Here is a 17,863-nt window from a genome sequence, read left to right as displayed (position 1 = left end):
GGCGGCGTTTCAGTTTACGTTTCTGTGTACCGGCAGTAGGCAGAAGCAATAAAAAAGGTGCCGCGCGGCACCTTTTTGACATCGTCTGAACAGAGAAACGATCAGAACCTATGCCGGATCCCGACCACGACTGCGGTCTGCACATCGGTCGACGAGTTCGACAGATTGGCGATCGCCGCCACCGCCGGCTTGCCGGTCGAGTCTTCGCCGCTTGCGTGTTCGTAGATGCCGACCAGATACAGGTCGGTGCGTTTCGAGAGGAAGTAGTTGGCGCCGAGGTTGACCTGGTTGTACGTCGCACCGGAGATGCTGCCGACCGAGTCGCCGCGCGTGTACGTATAAGCCACGCCAAGCTGCAGTGCCGGCGTGACCAGGTACGCGAAGTTCAGTTCGCCGATATTGAAGGACGCGGTGCCGGTCAGATGTTTCGGGTTCAGGCCGGCGCCGGCTTCGCTGCCGAGGTTCTGGAAGGCCACGTTGCTATAGACGCCGCCGATCGTCGCATTGCCGATCCGGTAAGCGGCGCCCGCCGAGATCACCTGCCACGCGCCGGCCGAGGCGAAGCCGCTGTACACCGGGCTCGACATGTTGAGGGCGCTGGTCGAAGTCGACGTATTGGCGTTCGGGTTGGTGCCGAACACCGAGTAGTTCGGGTCTTTGGCTTTTTCATAGGCTACGCCGAGACTCAGCGTGCCGTTGTGGTAACCGGCGCCCAGGCCGTACAACTGGTCTTCGGTGAAGTCGCCGGCTTTGCCGCCGAGGCTGTAGATGCCGCCGAAGGTAAAGCCGCCGTAGTTCTGGCTCGCGTACTTGATCGAATTGTTGATGCGGTCGGAGTTGTCGAGGTTGTCCATGTCGCCGGGGTGCGCGCCGTAAATGCTGCCCCATTCCGTGGCGGTCACGAGTTCTTCGGCGTTGGCCGATTCGAAGCTGCCCACGTAGTCGCCGAGGGTGTCGTATTGACGGCCGAGGGTGACGGTACCATAGGGACTCGCGAGGCCCACATAGGCCTTACGTCCGAACAGGTCGCCGCCCTGGCCCAGCGTGCCGTTGTTGATGGCAAAGCCGCCTTCGAGCCGGAAGATGGCACTGAGGCCGCCGCCGAGGTCCTCCACGCCGCGAAAGCCCCAGCGATCGCCCTGCAGGTTGCCGGAAGCAAGCGAGTACTGCGAGGCACCTTTGGAGTTCGAGTTGAACGCTAAACCCGTATCGAGCAGGCCGTAAAGCGTCACGCTGCTCTGCGCGTGCGCGACGCTCGAGAAGGCGCAGAGCGCGGCAATCATGGGTATGGTCTTTTTCATCGTAGTTATCCTCGGCAGAGCCGGATGCAATTGATATGAATTGAAGCGAGCTGCAGTGAAGCAGGACCTGCGCGTGAGGCACGGGTTGCGTCAAATCCTATGTGGTCATTTTTTGTCTCGGAAGACCGATCCTTGGCATCGCGATCTAATCGCACGATCACAATGAAGACCCGTATTTGCAGCGCGCTCAAGACCTGTTAGGACTTTTTAGGAATCGGATTCGCTTAAGGTGATCACATGACGTTGAGCCAGCTCAGAGTGTTTTGCGCGGTCGTCGAACAGGGCAGTTTTCGCGCGGCTTCGCGCTCGCTGGACATCGCGCAAAGCGCGTTGACCCACGCTATCCAGAGTCTCGAGGCGGAGCTCGCCGTGCCGTTGCTGACGCGCTCGCATCTCGGCATCAGCCTCACGCCGTTCGGGGAGAAGCTGCTGGCGCGGGCCTCGTCTATCCTCAAGGACTGCGAACGCATCGACCAGGATATGCGCGAACTGGAAGGGGAGCCGACCGGGCGCATTGCGCTCGGCCTGACCTCCGAGCCGCTGGCCGAGCTGCTGGTGCCGGTGTTGAAGCGCTTCATGTCGAGCTTCCCGCGGGTACTCGTGCATCTGTCGAACGGTTCGGCGCAAACGCTGATCGAGCGGATTCGCGACGGACGGCTCGATTTCGCGCTGTGTCCGCTCGCGCCGGAACTGGACGACGTGGATCTGCACATCGACCGGCTCTACCGTTCCTCTCCCGCCATCCTCGCGCGCGCCGGCCACCCGAGGGCCCACGCCACGTCGATTGCCGAACTGGCCGATTCCGAATGGGTGGGCTTCAAACGCGAGGGTGTGGTCGGCATTGCGGCGAACCGGCTGGTGGGGATGTTCGCGACCCACGGGCTGGGCATGCCGAAAATCGTCATTACCGCCGAGACGCTGCTGGAGTCGCTGTTTCTCGTCTGCGAAACGGACTACCTGACGATGGACCCCGGCGTGCTCGCCGACTTCAAACTGTTTTCGGGTTCGCTCGTCAGGGTGCCGATCCGCGAGACCTTCCAGCCGCGCGACGTATCCCTGATCCGGCGCAGCAATTCGCCGTTGACATCGATCGCCCAGGAACTGGCGAGCATGCTGGTGTCCTATGCGCGACTGACGCGCGGCGTGGCCCGCAACGGCTAAGGTCAGGCGCGGATCGCGCGTCACGGATCGGGCCGCCGCGTGCTATCGCGGACCCCCGCGGGTGATCTAAATTGCCGATCACGATAACCCGGAGCACGCTTCCGCCCGTTCCTGCGGGCGCTTAGCATGCCATCAGTGCTTCGACGTTTCTGGCGTTCATAGGGCAAGGCTGGAATCCGCAGGGCGCGCGAGGTGAACCGACCCGGCGCGCCGGCCACAACCGTCGCGGCCAGTTGACGAACCACAGGACCCTTCTTTTCATGCACAGCGTTACACACCGCCTGCTTGCCGCTTCCGATGGCACTGCGCATCAGTTGATCTCGCATCACTTCGGCGCCGGGCATTACGGCAGGAAGATCTATATCCAGGCCGGCCTGCACGCGGACGAAATTCCCGGCATGCTGGTCGCGCTGAGTGTGGCGGACAAGCTGCGACAGCTCGAAGAACAGGGACGCTTGCGCTGCGAAGTGGTGCTGGTGAGCGCGGCTAATCCGATCGGCCTGAGCCAGTACGTGCTCGGCTATGCGATTGGACGCTTCGAACTGGCGAGCGGGCGGAATTTCAACCGGGGTTTCCCGCTGCTGGCGTCGCAGATTGCCGACGCCGTGGAAGGAACACTCACCGCCGACGCCGAAGCAAACCGCAAGGCGATTCACGCGGCCTGGCGCAACCTGTTGCTCGCGCAACAACCCCGCCAGGCATTCGACGATCTGCAGCGCACCTTGATGCTGCTCTCGGTCGACGCGGACATCATTCTCGACCTGCATTGCTCGCGCGAAGCGGCCATGCATGTGTATACGGGCGAAGCGATCTGGCCGGAGGTGGAGCCGCTCGCACGCTACCTCGGCGCGCGTTCGTCGTTGCTGGCGGTGGATTCGGGCGGCCAGTCGTTCGACGAAGCGCACAGCTTTACATGGTGGCAACTGCGGCAACGCCTCGGCGAGCGCTTCCCGATTCCGTACGGCAGCACCGCGGTCACGGTCGAACATCGCGGCCAGCGCGACGTCAGCGACGAGCTGGCGCACAAGGATGCGACGGCCATCGTCGATTACCTGAGCTATTGCGGCGCCATCGATGCAGCGGCGCCGCCGTTGCCGCCCTTGAGCTTTCCGGCGACGCCGCTCGCCGGCAGCGAACAGTTTTATGCCCCGGCTGCGGGCATCCTGCTGCATTGCGTGGAGCCCGGTGCCCACGTCAGTGTCGGGCAGCAGATGTTCGTGATCGTCGATACGACGGACGGGACGCGGCGCGCGCTGCATTCGCATACCGCGGGGGTCTTCTATATGCGCAGAGACGTGAGATATGTGCGGCAGGGCGATCCGCTTGGGCGGGTGTCGGGCCACGAAGTCATCCGCTCGGGCAACCTGCTCAGCGCGTGACGGACTTCGAATGTTGACAAGGTTGAATATAAAATGACGAGATATATCGATGTAAGCGACGTCCGCAAACTGGTGACGTCGATCGGCGCGGAAACGTTCATCACCACGATGGCGGATTACATTCGCGCGGACTATCTGCGCTGGAACGAATTCGAGAAGTCGGCGCGGGTGGCCAATCATGTGCCCGGCGGTGTGATCGAACTCATGCCCACGTCCGATAGCACGCTCTATGGCTTCAAGTACGTGAACGGCCACCCGAAAAACACCCACGTCAATATGCTGACCGTGATGGCGTTCGGCGTGCTGGCGGAAGTCGAGTCCGGTTTCCCGGTGCTGTTCAGCGAATTCACCATCATGACGGCATTGCGCACTGCCGCGACTTCGGCATTGGTAGCGAAAGCGCTGGCGCGGCCGGATGCACGCTCGATGGCCCTGATCGGCAACGGCGCGCAAAGCGAATTCCAGGTGCTCGCGTTCAAGGCGATACTCGGCGTGAACGAAGTGCGCGTGTTCGATATCGATCCCGCGGCAACCGACAAGCTGATCCGCAACCTGGCCGGCTTCAAGGACCTGAAGATCGTTCGGGCCGCCAGTGCGGCCGAGGCCGTACGCGGCGCGGACATCGTCACGACGGCCACCGCCGACAAGACCAACGCGACCATCCTGACGCCCGACATGATCGAACCGGGCATGCATATCAACGCCGTGGGCGGCGACTGCCCGGGCAAGACCGAACTGCACGCGGATGTGTTGAGAGGCGCGCGCGTGATTGTGGAGTTCGAGCCGCAGACGCGCATCGAGGGCGATATCCAGCAACTGCCGGCGGATTTTCCGGTGGTGGAGTTGTGGCGCGTGTTGTCGGGTGAAGTGGCGGGGCGGCAGGATGCGGCCCAGGTGACCGTGTTCGATTCGGTCGGTTTCGCGCTGGAGGATTTCTCGGCGCTGCGCTATCTGCGCGACGTGACCGACGCGCGCAACATCGGTGAGCATATCGAACTGATTCCGGCGCCGCTGGATCCGAAGAACCTGTATCAGTTCGTTGTGCCCGCAACGGCTGCGGCAACCGCGACCACAACCGCGACCGCAGCGTCCGTGGCAACGTCTACGGCGCAGCAGCCGGTCGCATTGACGGCATGAGAGGATCGCGCCGCGCTGCGAGCGCTTTGCCCACTGCCCAATGCCTCCTGACAGGACCCTGGTGAATCCGTTCTTTCACACGATCCGCTTCCGGATCATCCTTGCGTTCGGCGTCTCCGTGTCGCTGATGGTCGGCATTGGGGCGTTCGGTGTCGTGAGCTTGTGGCGGTTGACTTCGGACATGAGCGGTCTGTATGACGGCAAGGTCACGCCGATTGCCGAGTTGTGCGACGTGCGGGTCGCGCAACTCGATATCCGCTTGCAGCTCAGAGCCATGCAGGGCGCCGGCAGCGCCGCGCACGCAGCGGAGATGATGGCGAAGATCCGTACCGATCAGGCGCGCATGGCCGCGGCGTGGAGCGAGTACTTCCTGCATGGCGCGTTCAATGACAAGGAACGCGCCATCGCAAACCGCATCAACGACGCGCTACCACCGTTCAACCACCTCACCGATGCGGCGCTGAACGCGGCGAAGGCTGAAAACTTCACTGACGTGACGGCATCGATCAACGGGATGGTGCCGATCTCCCACACCTTGCAAAAGGCGCTGGATGAAGACGCCGCCTTGAACCTGACGCAGACGAAACAGATCGCGAGCGACAGCGCCGCGACGTTTCGCACGCAGATCCTGATTGCCATTTCGCTGGTCGTGGCCGGCGTCGCGGCGGCGATCGGCGTGTCGATCTACCTGGTCAGAGCGATTTCGACGCCGTTAAGGCACGCGGTCAGCGTCGCCAATCACATTGCGGATGGTCGGCTCGATAACCGGATCCATGTGGAATCGCGCGACGAGTTCGGCCAGCTTCTCGACGCGCTGCGTAAAATGGACCGGCAACTTTGCGACACGGTCGTCGGCATCAAGACCTCGGGAGAGTCGATCTCGGTGGCGGCCGACGAGATCTCGCAAGGCAATACCGATCTCTCGCGACGCACCGAAGAACAGGCGGCGTCGCTTGAAGAAACCGCCAGCAGCATGGAAGAACTCACGTCGACAGTGCGTCACAACGCCGAGAGCGCGAAGCAGGCGGTGATGCTGGCCGAGGTCGCATCGGAAGCTGCCGCGCGCGGCGGACAGTTTGTCGTGCAGGTCGTGGAAACGATGCAGGGTATCTCCGAGAGCTCGGGCCAAGTGGCGGCGATCGTCGACGTGATCCAGAGCATCGCGTTTCAGACCAACATTCTGGCGCTGAACGCCGCCGTCGAGGCGGCGCGCGCGGGCGAACAGGGCCGCGGTTTTGCGGTGGTGGCCGGCGAAGTGCGCACGCTTGCACAACGTAGCGCGGCTGCCGCGAGAGAGATCGGCGCGTTGATCGGCGAGTCGGTCCGGCGCGTCAAGGTGGGCTCGACGCTGGTGGGCCAGGCCGGCGGGACGATCGACGAGATCGTCGTTTCGGTGCGGCGCGTGACCGATATCATGGGCGAGATCTCCTCGGCCTCGGTGGAGCAGAGCCGCGGTATCGAGCAGGTCAACCAGGCTGTGAGGCAGATGGACGAGGTGACCCAGCGTAACGCCGCGCTGGTGGAAGAGGCCGCCGCGGCGGCGCAGGCCATGGCGGATCAGGCACACTCGCTAAGAGAGGCGGTCTCCGTGTTCAGGTTAGGTGAGGCCTTTGCATAGGGACGTGCCGTCGCATGGCGGGTTCGCGCATGGGTGCCGCTGTCCAACGTTATTCAATCTCCAGACAAAATGTCAGATTCTTTTCTTGATCGTGGTGTGAAGGCATCAGCCGGTTTAAGTGGCACGGCGCTGGATGGCCTGGCGCGTGCGACCCCGTCTTCCATGGGTGTGGACGCTGACGCGATCGTCGCCTTCCTGGATGCGGTCGAAGCGGCGGACCTCGACCTGCATGCGCTGATGATTCACCGCAACGCTCACGTGGTGACGGAGGCATGGCGTTGGCCGTACCGCGCGGACCGTCCGCGCAATCTGCATTCCGTGGCGAAAAGCTTTACGGCTTGCGCGATCGGCCTCGCGCTCGAGGAAGGACGCTTTCGCCTCGACGACAAGGTGGTGTCGTTCTTCCCCGAGGCGCTGCCGGCAGGCGTGAGCGACTGGCTCGCGGCCATGACGATCGAGGATCTGCTTACGATGCGTGTGGGTCACGCCGGCGAGACATCCGGTGCGCAATGGCGCGCGCTGGGCACGAGCTGGACAGAGGCGTTCTTCAGGATTCCTATTGTCGATAAACCGGGAGGCGCCTTTCTGTACACGAGCGCGGCCAGCTATATGTTGTCGGCGATCCTGAGCCGCGCGACGGGAGAGACCCTGCACGATTACCTCAAGCCGCGACTGCTCGAGCCTTTGGGCATCAAAGGCGAGTCGTGGGACATCGGTCCCGATGGCATCAATCCGGGCGGCAATGGGCTGATAGCGAAAACAGCGGACATGCTCAAGCTCGGCATCCTGCATGCGCAAAACGGCGTCTGGGAGGGCAAGCGCGTGCTTTCCGAGGCGTGGGTGGCGGAGGCGACCCGCGCGCATGTGGAGTCGGGACGCTACGGATATCACTGGTGGACGAGTCCGGACGGCGGATCGTATAGCGCGATCGGCAAGTTTGTGCAGATGGCCGTGGTGTTTCCCGCGCACGGTGCGACGCTGGCCGTGACCGGCGCGATCAAGGGCAGTGCGAAGCTCAGGCCCTTCATCGATCGGTACTTTCCAGCGGCGTTCGATGCGGTGCTGACGGATGGGCCCGCTGCCGATGCGAGACTCGGCGCCCGGATTGTCGAATGGCAAAAAGAGGACGCGCCGGTTGCGTGGAAAGCGCCGTATCTGCGGGCGACGCAAGCGTCGGACACGAACGGCGGCGCCGCGCGTTCAGGCGCGAGTACAAGGCGCTTTGTCATGCAGCCGAACGCGCAGGGTATTCGGGCACTGCAGCTTGCATTCACAGACGGCGACTGCACACTGCGTCTCGACGATGCGGACGGGCAGCATGTCATCGTCGCGGGTTTCGACCGCTGGATCGAGAGTCCGAATGAGATGCCGGGTAGCGACCTCCATCACGGCTATCATCTGCGCGGCAGTCCCGTGCTTGCGCGAGCGTGCTGGCTGGATACTTCGCGTCTGCAGATGACTTGGATATTCGCCGAGACCGCCTTCCGCGACACCGTCGTATGCGAGTTCGCCGGACAGCAGATTGTCTTCAGGCGCGAAGTCAATATCAACAGCGGGGCGCTGCGCTACGACGAGGTGGTCGGAACGTTGCAGGAATAAATCGAAGGCGTTGGCCTGTTGCACGAACGCGTCGGGCGTGAAAATCAACTTGGGCAGGAGGCCGTATGCAGATGTCACGGCACACGCAGGAGGCTGTCCTCGAGCATGTCATCGGGGCGATCGGCGAACCGGACTTTGCCGCGCGCGCGGCAGGCGCGGTGCTCGCCTGGCTGGACTTCGATCTGGCGACCGTCGTGATCCACCGGCGCGACAACGGCCCTGTACTGATGTTCGATAATTTTGCCGCGGCAGGCGGCAAAGAGGGCGTGCAAAACTACGTCGCCATGACGTACCGTCTGAATCCGGTCCTGCAGTTCTCCCATGGGCCCGGTGTGTTTCGCGCCTGCGATTTTCGCATCGGGACGCAGAACATCGGTGCAAGTCTGCGGCGGTATCTGATCGAGAACCCGGATGAGGAACTCGGCTACCGCACCATCGGCTGGCCGGAAAGGCTCGAAGAAATCGGCCTGTATTTCGAGGCATGCCAGGGTGTGGTGGAGTTCGGCATCTACCGTGAACGCGCAGCACGTGGATTGTCGGCCGGCAGGCTGCATGAACTCTCCGCATTGCGTGGGCCGATTGCAGCCGCGTTCGAGCGCCAGTCCGTTCTCCTCGACCGCTTGCCGCTACGCGGCACGGCGGTATCCAGGGCGCGCTTGTCACGCCGCGAGCTTGAAGTGACCGAACTGCTTCTAAGCGGTTGCGGTTCCGAAGCGATTGCGCTTCGTCTCGGCATCAGCGGCCACACCGTCAAGGATCATCGCAAACAGATCTTTCGCAAGCTCGGCATCGGCACGCTTGCCGAGTTGTTTGCGCTGTATCGCGAGCGTCACTGAGTTTGCCCATGCCCCCTCTCGAGAGGGATGGTGGCAAATTTCAGGCACGGGCACGATAAGCCCTTCATCTTATGGAGAGGCCTATGAAATACGTCCGCATGCCCATCGAAACCGAATCGCCCGAGGAGTACGGTTATGGGCGGATTCGCTACAACCTGTCGGAAAGCTCGGTGGCCGACCAGACGCTCGCCGGCCTGAATCTGCAGATTCCCGACCTCAAGCTGCTGTACGGCGAACACCGTGGCGGCGCGTCGCTACGCGCATTGATCGCCGGCGACAACACCGGCGTGAGCGTCGACGATGTGCTGGTCACGACCGGCGCGGCCGGAGCGCTCTTTATCATCGCCACCGCGCTGCTCAGTTCGTACGACCATCTGGTCGTCGTGCGCCCGAACTACGCCACCAATCTGGAGACGCCGAAAGCCATTGGCTGCCGGGTCACCTGTGTCGATCTGCTGTTCGAAGAAGGCTTTGCGATCGACTTCGACAAGCTTGCCGCCGCGATCACGCCATCCACGAAAGTCATCAGCGTGACGTGTCCGCACAATCCCACCGGCGTCATGTATTCCGAGGGCGAACTGCACGGGCTCGTCGAACTCGCGCGCAGGCACGGCTGCTATCTGCTGGTCGACGAAACCTATCGCGATCTGTCGTTCGGCCGGACATTGCCGTTGGCGGCATCGCTGGGCTCGCATGTCATCAGCGTGTCGTCGTTATCGAAAGCGTATGGCGTGCCGGGCATCCGGCTGGGATGGATCGTGACGAAAGACGCGCATTTGCAGCAGCTCTTCCTCGCGGCAAAAGAGCAGGTCAGCATCTGCGGCAGCGTGATCGACGAATGGGTGGGCGAGCAGATCCTCGCGCGACGCGCGGCCATTCTGGAGCCGACCCTCGCGGAAATGCGCAGCCGTCTTGCGCTGGTCACGGAGTGGATCGCCAATGAGGCCTGCCTGGAGTGGGTGGCGCCCTCAGGCGGCGTGGTCTGCTTTCCGCGCATGCGCGTGGAGCCGGCCGGCGGCACCGACGCGTTCTATCGGCGGCTGATCGACGTGCAGGGAACCTACGTCGGCCCGGGTCATTGGTTTGAGATGTCAGATGCCTATTTCCGGCTGGGCTACGGCTGGCCGACGCGTACTGAACTGGAGGCGGGGTTGAAGGGGATATCTATGGCGCTGCGCGGTTGAGTCAAATACCAGATCGCCTGTTTAAAAGCCATCCCTCAAGAAATAATAATCGCCGAATCAGCACTCGATAAACAATCGTTGGCAAACGATTGCTGAGGAATAGAAAGAAAAAATCGGCATGACGAAAATTCAGGGTTAATCCGGTATAAAGATTGCATCTTTGTCCGCCGATATACCTCATGCAGTGCTAGTGAAGTGCAAGGGCGTCGACGCGAAGATCGTCGCAGGGAGGCACTTCTCCGGCACGGCAAACAAACTACATAACCTGAGAGAAAGCACGATCCGGCCCCCTCGTAGCGAGTGAGGTGCCGGCGTGTTTTGGTTTTCTTCACGCGCGTTCAACGAGGAGAACGAAGTGGAACATTCAACGCCCGAGCGGCACCTGGAAATGACCGAGCTCAGCGCGGTCAGCGCTGCGCTAAATCGTGTTCAGGCCGTGATCGAATTCGATCTGCACGGTATCGTCCTGCATGCCAACGACAACTTCCTGAAGACCCTCGGCTACACGCTCGACGAGGTCCGCGGCCAGCATCACCGCATGTTTTGCGAACCCGCTTACGCCGATAGCGCCGCGTATCGCCAGTTCTGGGAGAAGCTTGCGCGCGGCGAGTTCGATCATGGCGAGTACCAGCGCGTCGGCCGGGGCGGCCGCGAGATCTGGATCAACGCCTCGTATAACCCGGTGTTCGACGCGGACGGCAAGCCTTACAAGGTCATCAAGTTCGCCACCGACATCACCGCGACGCGCCAGCAGAACGCCGAATACGAGGGCAAGGTGCGCGCGCTCGACCGCGCCCAGGCCGTGATCGAATTCGATCTGTCCGGCATGGTGCTGTTCGCCAACCAGAACTTCCTCGACACGCTCGGTTACCGGCTCGACGAGATCCAGGGCAAGCATCACCGCCAGTTTTGCGACGAGGCGTATACGGCCAGCGCGGAATACCGCGATTTCTGGGCCAAGCTCAATCGCGGCGAATTCGATGCGGGGCGCTACAAGCGCATCGCCAAAGGCGGCCGCGCCGTGTGGATTCAGGCCACCTACAACCCGATCTTCGACGTCGGCGGCCGGCTTCATAAGGTGATCAAGTTCGCCACCGACGTCACCGCCCAGGTCGAACTGGAAGAGCGCGTGCGCCGCCGCGCGGACGACGATCAGCGCAAGGTCGCGGCGCTGTTGAACGTGGTCAGCAAGGCCGCGGCGGGCGATCTGACCGGCTCGGTCAACGTGTCCGGCAACGAGCCGATCGATCAGCTCGCCGCCGGCATCAAGCGGATGATGGACGATCTGCGCGGCGTGATCGGCAAGGTGGTGGAGTCGGCGGGCGGTTTCACGGCGTCGTCGCAGGATATCGCCGGGCGCGCCAACACGGTGGCAAGCGGCGCGCAGTTGCTCGGCGCGACGGTCGAAGAAATGAACGCGTCGATCGAGGAACTGACCGCTTCGATCAATTCGATTGCCGACAATTCGCGCAGCGCCGACAACCTCGCCAAAGACACCCAGCAGGAAGCCGAGCGCGGCGCCAAGGCGATTGCCCGTTCGATCGAGGCGATGGAGCTGATCAATAAGTCCTCCGAAGATATCAGCGAGATCATCAAGGTGATCGGCGAGATTGCCAGCCAGACCAACCTGCTGGCGTTCAATGCGGCGATCGAGGCGGCGCGTGCGGGCGAACACGGGCTCGGCTTCTCGGTGGTGGCCGACGAAGTGCGCAAGCTCGCCGAGCGTTCGTCGCAGGCGACCAAGGAAATCTCGAAGCTGATCAACGAATCGGTCAAGCGGGTGACCCAGGGCAGCGAGATTTCGAAGCAGGCGGGCGAGGCGTTCGACAAGATCGTCAACGGCGTGAGCCGCACGACGCACGCGATCTCGGAGATTTCCTGCGGCGCGGACGAGCAGCTCATCGCGGCTCGCGAGGTCAGCGCGGCGATCCAGCAGGTCGCCGAGGAGACCGAGAAATCCGCCGGCGCCTGCGACACGATTGCGCGCGCCAGCGCCACGCTGATGCAGGGCGCGGAAACGCTCGATCAGACGGTCACGCGCTTTGTCGTCTAACGCGGGAGGCGCCGTGGATACGGAGCGTGAGGTCGATCAGGCGACCCGCCGGGCGTTTTTCGACCAGGTGCGGCGCCACACCGGCATCGCCATGAGCGAGCGCAAGTGGACCTTGCTGGAGGGCCGCTTGCGCCGGCGTCTGCGCGAGCTGGCGCTCACCGGCTACCGGGACTACTTGCACGTGCTGGAGGCGAAGCCGGACGAGGTGCGCGATTTCATCGATCTGGTCACCACCAACGAGACCTCGTTCTTTCGCACGCCGCGCATCTGGGAGTACTTCGCCGGGCAATTCCTGCCGCGCTGGTTCGACGCACATGCCGACACGCCCTTGCGGGTGTGGTCGGCGGCGGCGTCGAGCGGGGAGGAGGCGTATACGGTGGCGATGCTGTGCGAGGAGTTTCGCAGCCGCCATCCGGCGTTCCGCTACCGCATTCTCGCCACGGACATCGGCGACGCGATCCTGCGCAAGGCAGCGGCTGCGCACTACCAGGGCCGCAGCATCGACGGGTTGCAGCAGTCGCATCCCGAGTTGCTGGCGAAATACTTCGTCGCGGCGGACGGCGGCTTTAGCGCAGGGCCGGCGTTGCGCGCGAATGTGAGCTTTCGCAGGTACAACCTGCACGAGCCGCCGCGCGACATCGGCGCCATGGATGTCACGCTGCTGCGCAACGTGCTGATCTACTTCGATACCGACGGCCAGCAGGCGGTACTCGAAAACGTGCGTCGCGCGATGGCCCCCGAGGGCGTGTTGATCGTTGGGGAATCCGAATCGTTGAGCCGCTTCGAGATGGGTTTCGCGTTCGAGCAGCCGCTCATCTACCGCAACGGGAGGCGCCCGTGACCGACGACGTCCGCGAGATTCAGGTGCATATGTGCGCGATCGGCATCGGCCAGGGGCGCGACGTGTTGCGCGCCACGCTCGGCTCGTGCGTCGGCATTGGCCTGCTGTGGCGCGAGCGCGCAATTTATGGCCTCGCGCATTGCCTGCTGCCCGACGCACCCACCCGGCCCGAGGGCAACGGCGCCAAATATGTGACTCAGGCCATTCCCTCGCTGCTCCGCTTGATGCAGGTCGAACGGGCTTCGCACGATGCGCTGGAGGCCGTGCTGGCAGGCGGCGCGAATATGGTCCATTACGAACGCCGGCCGGCGCACGCGCCGATCGGCGAACAGAATGTCCGCACCGCGCAGCAGTTGCTCGCAGCGCTCGGCGTGCGCGTGGTGCATGTGGATGTGGGTGGCGAATGCGGCAGGCAACTGCTGATCGATTGCCATCAGCATGCGTTCGCCGTGAAAAAATTTACCCGCACGCTCTGAACGGGGGCCTCAGCATGGATATCAACGCTACGTCCGCGAGCAGTTCTGCCGTCGAACTGTTCGGCTCATTCCATCTCGGCGAGACCGAACTCGCGCTGCCGGTCGCGGCCTTGCAGGAGGTGGTCAACTATCCGTCGGCCGTCACGCCGGTGCCGCTTGCGCCCACTCATCTGCTCGGACTCTTCAATCTGCGCGGCACGCTGATTCCCATTGTCGACCTGCGCCAGTTGCTGCATTTGCCGGACGACACCGCGCGCGCCGCCAGCAAGATCGCCATCGTCGAACTGGGCGACGTGCGCGTGGGGCTGCAGTTCGATACGACCGGCGAAATCCTGCGCGTGCCGGCTGCGCAGAAGACTACGTTCGAGCGTACGGACCACGCTCCGCCGATCATCTGCGGTGCGCTGAAACTCGACGGCGGCGAGCGGATCCTGCAGATCCTCTCGGCAGCCGCGCTACTTGGCTTGCCCGACGTGCCGCAGTTGCATCATCGCGCCGCGGCGACGGAGCGGCGCGTGCAGCAGGCACAGCGTCGCCAGACTGTGTCGTTTCGCGTCGCCGGGGCGCATCTCGCGCTGCCGATGGCCGCGATTCAGGAGATCATCCGCGTGCCGGCCATGCATCCGTCGCCGCTCGCCGACGAGGTCTGCATCGGCATGCTGAACCTGCGCGGCACGACGGTGCCGGTGATCGACTTTGCCCGCTTCATGGGCCTTGCACGTGACGACGCGACAGCGTCCGGCCACGCCGCGGCTTCCGATGAACGGCGCATTGTGGTGCTCAACCAGTACGACGTGCATGTCGGCCTGATGGTCGACGAGGTGCGCAGCATCGTCGGCTACCGCGACGACGAACTGATGGTGATGCCCGCCTATAGCCGCCGGCACGTTGCCTTGTTCGCGGGTTGCCTCGGCAACGAAGGACGCGACAGCATCATCCTGCTGAGTCCGGATGCGCTCTGCACGCATCCGCAGATTGCCGCCGTGGCTCAGGGTCATCGCGACCTGTACCGCGACAGAACCCAGACGGAGGCTTCGAACCGGCGCGGCGGCACGCGCGAGACCTATGTGACGTTCCGCCTCGGACATCTGCTCGGCGTGCGCATCGGCCAGTTGCGCGAGGTGATCGACTACTCGGACGAGATCGTCGCGACGCCGGGCGCGCCCGCTTTCGTGCGCGGCGTGCTGCATCTGCGCCGCGAACTCCTCACGGTGATCGACGTGCGCGCCATGTACGGCATGCCGCCCTACGAAGACCCGACGCACGCGAAGATCCTGATCGTCGAACATCGCGGCGAGAAGTACGGACTCGTGGTCGACGCGGTCGACAACATCGTGACCATCGAGTCCGGCAGCCGGATTCCGGTCCCGGCCATGCTGACGCGCCAGCTCGGCAACGGCTGGGGCAACGGCATGACGGAAGCCGTCGAGTTGCCGGGACGCGGCACCTTGATGCTGATCGACCTGGCCACGCTGTGCGAACGCGTCGCGGTGGAGTCGGTGGCCTGACGGCCGCCGCGCTTTTTTTGCGCCGCGGCTCCGCGCCTACTGTTCGGCGACCGGTTCGGCGACCGGTTCCGCCGGCGACTGCGCCACGTTCGCGAGTCCGCAGAACCAGTCGCCGCTGTGAGGCGGATATTGCCAGCGCGTGTCCTGCTTCAGGACCGTCGCGCACTGGTCATGCAAGGTGATGCCCGGATCGGCGGAAGTGCATTGCAGGGCCACCGTTGCGGTGGCTGCGTTGGCTGCGGTGGCCGCCCTGGCTGCGTTCGCGGCGTCGGCCGTGTCCGCCTTGCCCGCGTCAGGTTGCGCATGCGCGATGGCGCGCCGGTCCGGGTCGCGGGATAACTCATGCGAACCCGGTGCCGGCTGGTCGGGCTTGTCCGGCTGAGCCGCCGGGCCGCCTTGCGGGAGGCTCGCCAGCAGGCGCTGCAACTCTTCGATGCGCCCGGTGTACCAGGTTTTCAGGCAGGCTTCGTCGCTGCAGTTCGCTTCGCGCCAGGCCCATTTGCTGTCGCTGTCGGCGCGGAACGCCTTGGGGTTGGCGACGGCGCGGCGCGCCTGACGGTACAGCTTGCCGAGCAGGTCGTCGAGGGTGGACAGATCGGCTCGATGGCAGATCAATTGCTCCGGGACCGAGCGGCCCTTGTTGCAATCGAAGCTGGTCGCATGGGCCGGCAGGTGGATGAGCAGCAAGCTCGCGAGAGTGGCAGTGCGGAATATCTTCATGGCGGTACCGGCGAAACAGGGGTTCGGGGTGTGCGATGAATGATCGGCTGAACTGGAATCGCGCAGACCTCAAAAAAAGGACGAGTTTGCGATCTGCTTACCAAATGTTTCCCATACGGTTTCCTGCGCGGCCACGAATGACCTGCGGCGTTCATCGGGATGCGGTACGCTAGCTTTCGCAGCGACCAGCAAACCGCGACAATCAGAAAACCGCCCCGACCTCAGGAGGCCGCAATGCGAAGACAGTTCGTGCAGTGCTGTTATGCAGGGTTGACCAGTCTGTTGCTCGTGCCCGCTGCCGCCTTTGCGCAGACCCAGGCCGTCACCAATGGTCCGGTGAACCTTCGTGCCGGGCCCGCACGAGACTATCCGGTGGTGTCGCAATTGCCGGGCGGCGCACCCGTCACGGTGATGGGCTGCGTGGCCGGTTATAGCTGGTGCGATGTCGCACTGCCGAACCTGCGCGGCTGGGTATATGCAGGCCGTATCAGCTACCCTTATCAAGGTAACCCGGTGCCGGTGCTGAACTACGGCACGGTGATCGGTTTGCCTATCGTCACGTTCTCGATCGGCACGTATTGGGGCAACTATTACCGTGGGCGGCCGTGGTATCGCGATCAATCGCGTTGGGCGCATCGCCCGCCGCCGCGCCCGCCGCATTCCGGCGCGGGACGCCCGCCCGGACGTCCGCCCGGTCCGCCGCCGGGTGGTCCAGGCGGCAAGCCGCCAGGCGGGCGCCCACCGGGGAATGCGGGTGGACGGCCGCCGGGTAATGCGGGCGGCAGGCCGCCGGGCGGCCAGCCCCCAGGCGGCCAGCGTCCCGGCGCAGGCGGGCAGCGCCCGGGCGGTTCAGGCGGCTCCGGTGGCCGGCCACCGGGAGGCGGAGGCCGGCCGGGCGGAGGTGGCGGGGGTGGCAAGCAGGGCAGGCCGCCGCAGGGCAACTAGGCGGATCTCACCGCATCTCATTGGAGACAGGAGTAATGGCATTGGGTGAACACAAGACGGGCGGCGCGATGGCGGTCGGTCTCGCGACCGTGGCCGCCGACGGCACGATCCTCGATAGCTGGTTTCCCGAGCCCGAGCTGGCCGACGAGCCGCTCGCCGGGGGCACGGTGCGTCTGTCGCACGACGACGTGTCGCGGGCGATCGGCGACGCGGCCGCGAACTGCCTCGGCCCCGACGAGCGTCGCGGCGTCGAGGTGGTCGGCGTGCGGACCGCGATCGCGTCGCTTGCCGAGCCGCCGCTCGATGCGCATGACGTCTACCTGCGCCTGCATCTGCTCAGTCACCGGCTGATCAAACCGCACGAAGCGAATCTGAACGGATTGTTCGGATTGCTTGCCAACGTCGCATGGACCTCGTTCGGCCCCTGCGCCGTGGAGGCGGTGGCCCAGATCCGGATGAAGGCGCGCGCCGCGCGCACCTCGTTCGAAGTCACCAGCATCGACAAATTCCCGCGCATGACCGATTACGTCGTACCGTCGGGCGTGCGCATCGCCAATGTGGACCGGGTGCGCCTCGGCGCCTATCTTGCGCCCGGCACCACGGTGATGCACGAGGGCTTCTGCAATTTCAACGCGGGCACGCTCGGCGTTTCGATGGTCGAAGGGCGCATCAGTTCAGGCGTGGTGGTCGACGACCACAGCGATATCGGCGGCGGCGCGTCGATCATGGGCATGCTCTCGGGCGGCGGCAAGCAGGTGGTTTCGGTAGGCAAGCGCTGCCTGCTGGGCGCGAATGCGGGTATCGGCATTTCGCTCGGCGACGACTGCGTCGTCGAAGCCGGTTGCTATGTCACGGCGGGCACACGGGTGAGCTTGCCGGACGGTTCGGTGGTCAAGGCCGCGACGCTGTCGGGGCAGCCCGACTGGCTGTTCCGGCGCAATTCGCAAAGCGGCGCGGTCGAAGCGATTCCGCGCAACAAAGCATGGGGGCAACTGAATCCGGATTTGCACAAGCACAACTAGGTGGCCGGCATGGCCTCGCCATGCCCGATGGATCAATTGATGCGTCCAGGCGTAAACCCCAGTGTGCCGTAGGCCCAAACCTG

General features: G+C 64.0%; 15 protein-coding genes. 13 read left to right on the top strand and 2 right to left on the bottom strand.

Annotation, left to right across the window (positions count from 1 at the left end; all coding sequences use genetic code 11):
* Nucleotides 1–101 precede the first annotated feature (101 nt).
* The gene (locus BUS12_RS24240) at nucleotides 102–1,301 is read right to left on the bottom strand and encodes a porin (RefSeq protein ID WP_074299990.1); all 1,200 of its coding nucleotides are present in this window, start codon (nucleotides 1,299–1,301) and stop codon (nucleotides 102–104) included.
* Between the two features lie 237 nt (nucleotides 1,302–1,538).
* Here BUS12_RS24240 and BUS12_RS24235 point away from each other — a divergent pair, with 237 nt between their 5' ends.
* The 11 genes from BUS12_RS24235 to BUS12_RS24185 all read left to right on the top strand — a co-directional run bounded on the left by BUS12_RS24235 (nucleotide 1,539) and on the right by BUS12_RS24185 (nucleotide 15,093).
* Nucleotides 1,539–2,462, top strand: a complete 924-nt coding sequence (locus BUS12_RS24235) for a LysR family transcriptional regulator (protein ID WP_074299989.1) — start codon at nucleotides 1,539–1,541, stop codon at nucleotides 2,460–2,462.
* 260 nt (nucleotides 2,463–2,722) lie between these two features.
* The gene (locus tag BUS12_RS24230; RefSeq protein WP_074299988.1) at nucleotides 2,723–3,841 is read left to right on the top strand and encodes a succinylglutamate desuccinylase/aspartoacylase family protein; all 1,119 of its coding nucleotides are present in this window, start codon (nucleotides 2,723–2,725) and stop codon (nucleotides 3,839–3,841) included.
* A gap of 33 nt (nucleotides 3,842–3,874) precedes the next feature.
* Complete coding sequence (locus BUS12_RS24225; RefSeq protein WP_074299987.1) at nucleotides 3,875–4,978, top strand: ornithine cyclodeaminase; 1,104 nt, start codon at nucleotides 3,875–3,877, stop codon at nucleotides 4,976–4,978.
* Nucleotides 4,979–5,039: 61 nt separating this feature from the next.
* Nucleotides 5,040–6,596: a methyl-accepting chemotaxis protein gene (locus BUS12_RS39680; RefSeq protein ID WP_290439577.1), complete on the top strand. Its 1,557-nt coding sequence runs from the start codon at nucleotides 5,040–5,042 to the stop codon at nucleotides 6,594–6,596.
* Nucleotides 6,597–6,692: 96 nt separating this feature from the next.
* Nucleotides 6,693–8,195, top strand: coding sequence for a serine hydrolase domain-containing protein (locus BUS12_RS24215; protein ID WP_253190200.1), 1,503 nt, complete (start codon nucleotides 6,693–6,695; stop codon nucleotides 8,193–8,195).
* Between the two features lie 71 nt (nucleotides 8,196–8,266).
* A complete protein-coding gene (locus tag BUS12_RS24210) occupies nucleotides 8,267–9,031 on the top strand; it encodes a helix-turn-helix transcriptional regulator (protein ID WP_171991709.1) in 765 nt (254 codons plus the stop codon).
* An 83-nt stretch (nucleotides 9,032–9,114) separates the two neighbouring features.
* Nucleotides 9,115–10,215, top strand: coding sequence for an aminotransferase class I/II-fold pyridoxal phosphate-dependent enzyme (locus tag BUS12_RS24205; protein ID WP_074299983.1), 1,101 nt, complete (start codon nucleotides 9,115–9,117; stop codon nucleotides 10,213–10,215).
* Between the two features lie 355 nt (nucleotides 10,216–10,570).
* Nucleotides 10,571–12,268 (top strand): methyl-accepting chemotaxis protein, encoded by a 1,698-nt coding sequence (locus BUS12_RS24200; RefSeq protein ID WP_253190199.1) that lies wholly within the window; start codon nucleotides 10,571–10,573, stop codon nucleotides 12,266–12,268.
* A gap of 13 nt (nucleotides 12,269–12,281) precedes the next feature.
* The gene (locus BUS12_RS24195) at nucleotides 12,282–13,109 is read left to right on the top strand and encodes a CheR family methyltransferase (RefSeq protein WP_074299981.1); all 828 of its coding nucleotides are present in this window, start codon (nucleotides 12,282–12,284) and stop codon (nucleotides 13,107–13,109) included.
* Nucleotides 13,106–13,585, top strand: a complete 480-nt coding sequence (locus BUS12_RS24190; RefSeq protein WP_216352733.1) for a chemotaxis protein CheD — start codon at nucleotides 13,106–13,108, stop codon at nucleotides 13,583–13,585. Before BUS12_RS24195 ends, BUS12_RS24190 begins: the two co-directional genes overlap by 4 nt.
* Nucleotides 13,586–13,599: 14 nt before the next feature.
* The gene (locus tag BUS12_RS24185; RefSeq protein ID WP_074299980.1) at nucleotides 13,600–15,093 is read left to right on the top strand and encodes a chemotaxis protein CheW; all 1,494 of its coding nucleotides are present in this window, start codon (nucleotides 13,600–13,602) and stop codon (nucleotides 15,091–15,093) included.
* Between the two features lie 36 nt (nucleotides 15,094–15,129).
* Here the strand turns inward: BUS12_RS24185 and BUS12_RS24180 are convergent, their stop codons facing one another.
* Nucleotides 15,130–15,813, bottom strand: a complete 684-nt coding sequence (locus BUS12_RS24180) for a lysozyme inhibitor LprI family protein (RefSeq protein WP_074299979.1) — start codon at nucleotides 15,811–15,813, stop codon at nucleotides 15,130–15,132.
* 234 nt (nucleotides 15,814–16,047) lie between these two features.
* Here BUS12_RS24180 and BUS12_RS24175 point away from each other — a divergent pair, with 234 nt between their 5' ends.
* On the top strand, nucleotides 16,048–16,758 hold the full coding sequence (locus BUS12_RS24175) for an SH3 domain-containing protein (RefSeq protein ID WP_074299978.1): 711 nt from the start codon (nucleotides 16,048–16,050) through the stop codon (nucleotides 16,756–16,758).
* A gap of 35 nt (nucleotides 16,759–16,793) precedes the next feature.
* Nucleotides 16,794–17,780 carry a 2,3,4,5-tetrahydropyridine-2,6-dicarboxylate N-succinyltransferase gene (dapD, locus tag BUS12_RS24170; protein WP_074299977.1) on the top strand — a complete coding sequence of 329 codons (987 nt, stop codon included), beginning with the start codon at nucleotides 16,794–16,796 and terminating at the stop codon, nucleotides 17,778–17,780.
* The last annotated feature ends 83 nt before the right edge of the window (nucleotides 17,781–17,863 follow it).

It is taken from the genome of Paraburkholderia phenazinium, assembly GCF_900142845.1.
Lineage (GTDB): Bacteria > Pseudomonadota > Gammaproteobacteria > Burkholderiales > Burkholderiaceae > Paraburkholderia > Paraburkholderia phenazinium_A.
The sequence above is the reverse complement of the archived record's forward strand: the minus strand, read 5'-3'. Positions and strand labels throughout refer to the sequence as shown.

What these genes read in the sequence shown, in the direction of transcription:
- BUS12_RS24205 (WP_074299983.1), top strand. Translation starts at nt 9,115, where the DNA reads ATGAAATACGTCCGCATGCCCATCGAAACCGAATCGCCCGAGGAGTAC.
- BUS12_RS24185 (WP_074299980.1), top strand. Translation starts at nt 13,600, where the DNA reads ATGGATATCAACGCTACGTCCGCGAGCAGTTCTGCCGTCGAACTGTTC.
- BUS12_RS24240 (WP_074299990.1), bottom strand. Translation starts at nt 1,301, where the DNA reads ATGAAAAAGACCATACCCATGATTGCCGCGCTCTGCGCCTTCTCGAGC.
- BUS12_RS24210 (WP_171991709.1), top strand. Translation starts at nt 8,267, where the DNA reads ATGTCACGGCACACGCAGGAGGCTGTCCTCGAGCATGTCATCGGGGCG.
- dapD (WP_074299977.1), top strand. Translation starts at nt 16,794, where the DNA reads ATGGCATTGGGTGAACACAAGACGGGCGGCGCGATGGCGGTCGGTCTC.
- BUS12_RS24225 (WP_074299987.1), top strand. Translation starts at nt 3,875, where the DNA reads ATGACGAGATATATCGATGTAAGCGACGTCCGCAAACTGGTGACGTCG.
- BUS12_RS24180 (WP_074299979.1), bottom strand. Translation starts at nt 15,813, where the DNA reads ATGAAGATATTCCGCACTGCCACTCTCGCGAGCTTGCTGCTCATCCAC.
- BUS12_RS24175 (WP_074299978.1), top strand. Translation starts at nt 16,048, where the DNA reads ATGCGAAGACAGTTCGTGCAGTGCTGTTATGCAGGGTTGACCAGTCTG.
- BUS12_RS24230 (WP_074299988.1), top strand. Translation starts at nt 2,723, where the DNA reads ATGCACAGCGTTACACACCGCCTGCTTGCCGCTTCCGATGGCACTGCG.
- BUS12_RS24235 (WP_074299989.1), top strand. Translation starts at nt 1,539, where the DNA reads ATGACGTTGAGCCAGCTCAGAGTGTTTTGCGCGGTCGTCGAACAGGGC.